The organism is Rhizobium sp. SVR5-2C (assembly GCF_056755115.1).
In genome coordinates, this window is the sequence record NZ_JBNDHT010000211.1 from 1 (window position 1) to 7724 (window position 7724).

The window sequence follows — 7724 nt, forward strand, 5'->3', positions numbered from 1 at the left end:
GATATAGACAATGCAGCGTGAGCGCGTTCGAAACAGCCGGACGGTGATCCTGCCCCCCTCATCCGGGACAAAGGAGCGGGCGTTTTCGATCAGGTTAGTGATGATCTGGCCTATACGCAGATCATGGCCGTTGACGACGAAGCGCGTCTTGACGCCGGGCTTGCGCTCGATCGAAAGCTCGATCTGAACCTCTTTGTTCTTGTGGCGAATCTGTCTTGAGACGTCGATCAGGTCGCTGAGGAAATGCTCGAGATCAACAGATCCGGCATCGACGCGGGCGAGCTCGGCATCGAGCCGCGAAGCGTCGGAAATATCGCTGATGAGGCGATCGAGCCGGCGGACGTCGTGCTGGATGACATCCATCAGCCGCTTCTTGGAATCGTCCGATCTGGCGAGCGGCAAGGTCTCGACAGCGCTGCGAAGCGAGGTCAGCGGGTTTTTGAGCTCATGGCTGACGTCGGCGGCAAAGCTCTCGATTGCGTCGATGCGATCGTAAAGTGCGGTGGTCATCTCGCGGAGCGCAATGGAAAGATTGCCGATCTCATCCTGGCGCGCCGAGAAGTCAGGGATCTCCTCGCGTTCCTTTGCGCCGCGCCGGACACGGATCGCCGCGGCCGAGAGACGACGGAGCGGATTGGCGATCGTCGAGGAAAGAACCAGCGACAACAAAACGTTGACGAGCGTCGCAACGCCGAAAACCCGCATGATCGCCAGCCGCTCGGCATGAACGATATTGTCGATGTCGCCGGCTTGCGTCGAAAGGAGCAGAACCCCGAGAACGGCGCGAAAACGCTGGATCGGGACGGCGACCGAAACGATCAGCTCGCCCTTTTCGGTGGTCCGCACAACGGCGCCGCGGACACCGGTCAGCGCATTCATCACTTCCGGATAGATCGACCCGTCGCCGCCCGGCGCTTCCTTATAAACGGGCAGGTTTCCAGGCTGCAGCGCCTTGTTAAACAGTGTCGTGAACCATTCGCCCCACGTCTGCTTCTCCTCTTCCACCGGCGGCAGATCGAAGCGCAGAACCTGGCCGCGCGAATAGAGGTGGCGTGAATCGAGAAGCAGGTTGGCGTCGGCATCGAAGATGCGGGCGCGTGTTCGCGTCGGCGAAATCAACCGCCGCAGAACCGGTGCCACCTTTTCCGGATCGATGGGGAAATCCAGGTCCTCATCGTTCGGGACGGGTGTAATGCTTTGCCCGGCCTGCAGCTCCAGCAACTTCTGCGGATCGATGGTGATCGAGTTGGTGTCGACCGAGGCCGATGCGGAGATGGCGCCGGCGATGATTTCGCCCTGCGTCAGCAGGCTTTCGACACGCGCGTCGATCAGGCCTTCGCGAAACTGGTTGAGATAGAGGATGCCGCCGACGAGCACCAGCAGTGCCGCAAGATTGAAGAAGAGGATGCGGCGCGTCAGGCTGGAAAAGACCGCATTACCAAAAATGCGGCGGATGATGGTAAAGGGGTGCGACCAGCGCCTTCCCCTGACGCGGCGGGCGCTCAAGCCTTCCGCGTCATCCAGATCCCTTTCCTGCACCAACTGTGCCAATGACAGGCCCTTTCGGAGGGCGCTGCTGGCTCTTCGGCAGGCGTCCCTCGACAACAATCATGCGGCCCGCGCCCTCAGGCGTTAGGCTGCTTCGCGGAAGCGGTACCCCACTCCGTAAAGTGTTTCAATCATATCAAAGTCAGTATCGACCATCTTGAATTTCTTGCGCAGGCGCTTGATGTGGCTATCGATCGTGCGGTCGTCAACATAGACCTGCTCGTCATAAGCCGCATCCATGAGCGCGTCGCGGCTTTTCACCACGCCTGGACGCTGTGCGAGCGAATGAAGGATCAGGAATTCGGTCACTGTCAGTGTCACCGGTTCGCTCTTCCATGTGCAGGTGTGGCGTTCCTGGTCCATGACAAGCTGGCCGCGCTCAAGCGAACGCGCGAGTTGAGCGGCGCCAGGCTTCGGTGCAGCCCCGGCACCCGCAACCGCTGCGATCTCCCGGGTCGAAGCGCGGCGGAGCACGGCGCGGACGCGTTCCACGAGCAGCCGCTGGGAGAATGGCTTCGTGATGAAGTCATCGGCTCCCATCTTCAAGCCGAAGAGCTCATCGATCTCCTCGTCCTTGGATGTCAGAAAAATCACTGGCATGTCGGACTTCTGGCGCAGGCGGCGCAAAAGTTCCATTCCGTCCATCCGCGGCATCTTGATATCGAAGATGGCGAGTTGCGGCGGGCGGGCGATCAGACCGTCCAAGGCCGAGGCACCATCTGTATAGGTCTCAACCTTGTATCCTTCCGCTTCAAGTGCGATCGACACCGAAGTTAGGATATTGCGGTCGTCGTCAACGAGCGCGATTGTCGGCATGGTGTTCGTCTCCATCTATGCGCAGCTCCCGGAATTGTTCGATGTCCCCAGGCCGGCCCTTTCGACCGATAGCGCTTATGGAGGATAAAGGTGGAACAAATTGTGGCAAAGATAAAGGGCACGGGCCATCACAGCGTCGAAGCGGTGCTCACCGGTGGCGCGATAAAAACCGTACTCCCGCGCCCGCTTCAAACGATTTAAAATATGCCTCAGAAATTTAAATCGATTAATTATTTGATATCGTTATATTTTCTTCATTTCTCGGTCTTGCTTTTTAAAATTCTCGATCTTAGTTTCGCTTCAGTATTTAACGGCGGGAGCCTTGAGCGAAAGGAAGAGCCATGGAAACGTTCGGAATTCACAACCCGGCAATAGCGCTAGCGACGATTGGTTTGGGAGACGCAAAAAGCGTTCGCTATAACCTGACCGCCGCCTCTCTCTATGAGGAAGCGATTCGCCGCGGCGAAGCCGAACTTACCGCTCAAGGCGCTCTTCGCGCTCTGACCGGACAGCATACTGGCCGCTCCCCGCGCGACAAATTCGTCGTGCGCGATGCCAATACGGACGGCGAGATCTGGTGGGACAACAACAAGCCGATGTCGCCCGAGCAGTTCGCGCTTCTGCGTCAGGACATGCTGCAACATGCCGCCGGCAAGGAACTGTTCGTACAGGATCTGATCGGCGGGGCTGACGTCAATTACTCGCTGCCGACGCGCGTGGTAACAGAGTTTGCCTGGCATTCGCTTTTCATCCGCAATTTGCTGATTCGCCCTGAGCTTTCTGCTCTGGCGGCCTTCGTGCCGAAGCTGACGATCATCGATCTGCCGAGCTTCAAGGCCGATCCGGAGCGTTATGGTTGCCGCTCCGAGACGGTGATCGCATGTGATTTGACTAACGGTCTCGTCTTGATCGGCGGCACATCCTATGCCGGCGAAATGAAGAAATCGGTTTTCACAGTGCTCAATTACCTGCTCCCGGCAAAGGGCGTGATGCCGATGCATTGCTCGGCGAATGCCGGCCCGGATGGCGACTCGGCAGTTTTCTTCGGCCTGTCCGGCACCGGCAAGACAACGCTGTCTGCTGATCCGTCGCGCACGTTGATCGGGGACGACGAGCATGGCTGGGGCGAAAGCGGCATCTTCAACTTCGAAGGCGGCTGCTACGCGAAGACGATCCGTCTTTCGGCTGAAGCCGAGCCGGAAATCTATGCGACGACGCAACGCTTTGGCACCGTACTGGAAAATGTCGTGCTCGATGAACAGCGCGAGCCGGACTTCGACGACGATTCGCTGACGGAAAACACGCGTTGCGCTTATCCGTTGGACTTCATTCCGAATGCTTCGGAAACGGGCCTCGCCGCCCACCCGAAGGCGATCATCATGCTGACTGCCGATGCATTCGGTGTGATGCCGCCGATCGCGCGTCTGACGCCGGATCAAGCAATGTACCACTTCCTTTCGGGCTACACGGCAAAGGTCGCCGGCACGGAAAAGGGGGTCACCGAACCGGAGGCGACGTTCTCGACCTGCTTCGGTGCGCCGTTCATGCCGCGTCATCCGGCGGAATATGGCAATCTGCTGAAGGAGCTGATCGGCCGGCACGGTGTTGAATGCTGGCTTGTCAATACCGGCTGGACCGGCGGCGCATATGGTACTGGCAAGCGTATGCCGATCAAGGCAACGCGCGCTCTGCTATCGGCAGCGCTCTCCGGAAAGCTGGCAAAGGTAGATTTCCGTACTGATGCGAACTTTGGCTTCGCGGTTCCCGTGGCTGTCGCGGGCGTCGAGACCAGCATCCTCGACCCGCGCTCGACCTGGGCGGACGGTGCGGCATATGACGTCCAGGCAGAAAAGCTCGTATCGATGTTCATTTCGAACTTCGCGAAGTTCGAGGCACATGTGGACGGCGGCGTGCGGGACGCGGCACCTGGAATCAAGGTCGCTGCCGAATAACAGCAAGAGACTGATGATTCACGTGAAACCCGGCGACCTCCGCCGGGTCTTTCTTTGCGTGTTTCAAAATCGCCGTCGATATGAGATAGAAGCGGCATGGCCAGCGACGCGCTCTATATCAATGACAGGATCACCATCGCTGGATGGGAACTGGCGGAACAATTCGTTCTGGCGGGCGGTCCCGGTGGCCAGAACGTCAACAAGGTATCGACGGCCGTCCAGCTCTTCTTCAACATCCCCGATTCACCTTCGCTTCCCGATCGCGTCAAGACGAATGCCGTGAAGCTCGCCGGTAGGCGCATGTCGAAAGAGGGTGTGCTGATGATCGAGGCGAGCCGCTTTCGCAGCCAGGACCGAAATCGGGAGGATGCGCGCGAACGGCTGAAGGAACTGATCCTCGAAGCCGCCAAGCCGCCACCGCCGCCGCGCAAGAAGACGAAGCCGACCAAAGGCTCGATCGAACGCCGACTCAAGGAAAAATCCGGCCGCGCCGAGGTGAAGAGGATGCGTGGCCGTCCCGGTGGGGAGTGATATGCTGGAGCTATCAAGCGGCGTCCGTCATTTCCCCGAATATCTCGACCGTGCCCGTCAGGAAGCGCTTGTCGAAACGATCCGCGCCGTTGTCGCCGAAGCGCCGCTTTTCGTGCCGGTTATGCCAGGCACGGGCAAACCGATGTCCGTGCGGATGAGCAACTGCGGTCCGCTTGGCTGGGTCACGGACAAGGAACGCGGCTACCGCTATCAGACGACCCATCCGTTCACTGGCAAGCCTTGGCCAGCGATACCGGCAGTGCTGCTCGATATCTGGAATGAGGTTTCCGGCTACGAAAAAGCGCCGCAGGCTTGCCTGATCAACTTCTATTCCGACGACGCGAAGATGGGCCTGCATCAAGACAAGGACGAGCAGGACCTGAAAGCACCTGTCGTCTCGATTTCGCTCGGTAACACATGCCTCTTCCGTATCGGCGGGCTTTCTCGCAACGAGCGGACGCAATCGATCAAGCTCGGCAGCGGCGATATCGTCGTGCTTGGAGGAGAGGGTCGTCTATCTTTTCACGGCGTCGACCGCATCTACCCGGCCACGTCGACGCTGCTGAAGAGTGGAGGCCGGATCAATCTGACGTTAAGGCGTGTCAGTCCGTGAGTTCGGCTAAAGCTTCCTCAGCGCCACCTGCTCGATGAGGTGGTTCGGACCCTTGCGCAGAATCAGGTCCGCGCGCGGGCGCGTCGGCAGGATGTTCTGCCGGAGGTTCTTCAGGTTGATGTTCGCCCACAGCCCTTCGGCGGTCGAAAGCGCTTCTTCGTCGCTGATCGAAGCATAGCGATGGAAATAGGAGTTCGGGTCGCGGAAGGCGGTTTCACGCAGGCGCATGAAGCGGGCGACGTACCAGTTGTTGATCAGCTTTTCTTCGGCATCGATGTAGATCGAGAAATCGAAGAAGTCGGAAACCATCGGCACGATCTTGCCGTCGGCGGGAAGGTCGCGCGACTGCAGAACGTTGATGCCTTCGAAGACCAGGATGTCCGGCCGGTCGATGACCGTATATTCGTTCGGAACGACGTCATAGACGAGGTGCGAATAGACGGGCGCCTTCACATTCGGTTGCCCGGCCTTGATCGCGGAGAGGAACTTCAGGATTGCGCCTGTGTCGTAGCTTTCCGGAAAGCCCTTGCGCTGCATGAGGTTTTCGCGTTCGAGCACCGCATTCGGATGCAGAAAGCCGTCGGTCGTGATGAGATCGACCTTCGGGCTCGATGGCCAGCGCCGCAGAAGCTCCTTTAGGACACGCGCGGTCGTCGATTTGCCGACGGCGACAGAACCGGCAATGCCGATGACGAACGGCGTTTTCGTCACGTCGGACAGGCTCAGGAACCGGTTGCGCTGCTCGAAGAGCAATTGCGATGATTCGACATGCGAGGAGAGAAGGCGCGACAGCGACAGATAGATTCGCCGCACTTCGTCGAGATCGATCGGATCCCCCATCGAACGCAGCCTCGCAACCTCTTCGCCCGTGAGCGTCAGCGGCGTATCGGCGCGGAACTTCGCCCATTCCTCGGAAGAAAAGAAGTTATAGGGCGAATAGGAATTCGCCTGGAAGTGATCGAGTGCTTCTGGCGCACCAAGGATTTGTGTCGCGATACTCATGAACTCTGCCGGCTGGCCTTCTCTTTGAGACCGGATTGAGTGGTACGCCGCTCAAGCTCAGCCATCACATCTTGCAACGGAATGCCTGCTATCTTCAATACGACCAATAGGTGATAGAGAACATCGGCCGCCTCGTAGGTAAGATTATCGCGGTCAGCCGTTACGGCGGCCATAACGGCCTCGATGGCTTCCTCGCCAAGTTTCTTTGCCGCCTTCGGCTGGCCGCCGGCGACGAGCTTTGCCGTCCAGGATTCGTCTGGCGAGGCCTTCGATCGCTCGTCGACGATCCTCTCAAGATCGGAAAGGGAAAATCCGCTCATCTGTCGCTTTCAATCAATCAAGTCGCATCGCGATGCCGTGTGACGACATATAATGCTTCGCTTCGCCGACGGAATATGTGCCGAAGTGGAAGATCGAAGCGGCAAGCACGGCATTGGCGTGGCCTTCCGTCACGCCGGCAACCAGATCATTGAGATCGCCCACGCCGCCCGACGCGATGACGGGCACCCGAACGGCGTCGGCGATTGCCCGGGTCAACTCAAGATCGTAGCCGATCTTCGTCCCATCGCGATCCATGGAGGTGACGAGGAGTTCGCCTGCGCCGCGGGCGACCATCTTCTGCGCGAATTCGACCGCGTCGATGCCGGTCGCGTTGCGGCCGCCATGCGTATAAATCTCCCAGGCACTGAGATTGTCCTGGCCGACCGCCTGTGTACGGCGGCGCTTGGCATCGATCGAAACGACGATGCACTGGTCACCGAACTTGTCGGCCGCTTCGGCGACGAAATCCGGATTGTTCACCGCCGCCGAATTGATCGAGACCTTGTCGGCGCCGCAAAGCAGTAGCTTGCGGATGTCGGCGATGCTGCGCACGCCGCCACCGACCGTCAGCGGCATGAAGCATTGGTCGGCCGTTCGGGAAACGACATCGAAGATCGTTTCGCGATTGTCGGATGAGGCGGTGATATCGAGAAAGCAGAGTTCGTCGGCGCCAGCCGCGTCATAGGCCTTCGCGGCCTCGACCGGATCGCCGGCATCGATCAGATTGACGAAGTTGACACCCTTGACCACACGGCCGTCTTTTACGTCGAGGCAGGGAATAACGCGGGCTTTCAGGGTCATCACACGCTCTCTTTCGTCGGTGCCGCGTTGATCAGCGCCAAGGCTTCCTTGGGATCGATACGCCCATCATACAGCGCACGGCCGGAGATGGCACCTTCTAGCTTGCGGGCGTCGGGCTGCAACATGCGCTTCACATCCTC

Annotated in this window: 8 protein-coding genes and 1 pseudogene; 3 read left to right on the forward strand and 6 right to left on the reverse strand. The window is 59.2% G+C overall.

Annotated elements, in window-relative coordinates; genetic code table 11:
• The coding region (locus tag ACPYOI_RS33605) for a stimulus-sensing domain-containing protein (RefSeq protein ID WP_481423986.1) at positions 1–1551 on the reverse strand (1551 nt) is incomplete at its 3' end.
• An 81-nt stretch (positions 1552–1632) separates the two neighbouring features.
• A complete protein-coding gene (locus ACPYOI_RS33610; RefSeq protein ID WP_481417700.1) occupies positions 1633–2364 on the reverse strand; it encodes a response regulator transcription factor in 732 nt (243 codons plus the stop codon).
• Between the two features lie 341 nt (positions 2365–2705).
• Between ACPYOI_RS33610 and ACPYOI_RS33615 the strand changes: the two genes are divergently transcribed.
• The 3 genes from ACPYOI_RS33615 (at position 2706) to ACPYOI_RS33625 (ending at position 5460) form a co-directional block, all read left to right on the forward strand.
• Entirely contained in the window at positions 2706–4316 is a 1611-nt protein-coding gene (locus ACPYOI_RS33615; protein ID WP_481417682.1) for a phosphoenolpyruvate carboxykinase, read from the forward strand.
• 96 nt (positions 4317–4412) lie between these two features.
• Positions 4413–4847: an alternative ribosome rescue aminoacyl-tRNA hydrolase ArfB gene (gene arfB, locus ACPYOI_RS33620; RefSeq protein WP_481417683.1), complete on the forward strand. Its 435-nt coding sequence runs from the start codon at positions 4413–4415 to the stop codon at positions 4845–4847.
• 1 nt (position 4848) lies between these two features.
• Complete coding sequence (locus tag ACPYOI_RS33625) at positions 4849–5460, forward strand: alpha-ketoglutarate-dependent dioxygenase AlkB family protein (RefSeq protein ID WP_481417684.1); 612 nt, start codon at positions 4849–4851, stop codon at positions 5458–5460.
• Between the two features lie 6 nt (positions 5461–5466).
• Here the strand turns inward: ACPYOI_RS33625 and coaA are convergent, their stop codons facing one another.
• The 4 genes and pseudogenes from coaA to ACPYOI_RS33645 form a co-directional block, all read right to left on the reverse strand.
• Entirely contained in the window at positions 5467–6462 is a 996-nt protein-coding gene (gene coaA, locus ACPYOI_RS33630; protein ID WP_168831899.1) for a type I pantothenate kinase, read from the reverse strand.
• Positions 6459–6782, reverse strand: coding sequence for a phosphoribosyl-ATP diphosphatase (locus tag ACPYOI_RS33635; RefSeq protein WP_481417685.1), 324 nt, complete (start codon positions 6780–6782; stop codon positions 6459–6461). Before ACPYOI_RS33635 ends, coaA begins: the two co-directional genes overlap by 4 nt.
• Before the next feature lie 13 nt (positions 6783–6795).
• Positions 6796–7584 carry an imidazole glycerol phosphate synthase subunit HisF gene (gene hisF, locus ACPYOI_RS33640; RefSeq protein WP_481417686.1) on the reverse strand — a complete coding sequence of 263 codons (789 nt, stop codon included), beginning with the start codon at positions 7582–7584 and terminating at the stop codon, positions 6796–6798.
• Positions 7584–7724 (reverse strand): annotated as a pseudogene (locus tag ACPYOI_RS33645) (1-(5-phosphoribosyl)-5-[(5-phosphoribosylamino)methylideneamino]imidazole-4-carboxamide isomerase); the annotation flags it as partial. The pseudogene ACPYOI_RS33645 and the gene hisF, both read right to left, overlap by 1 nt.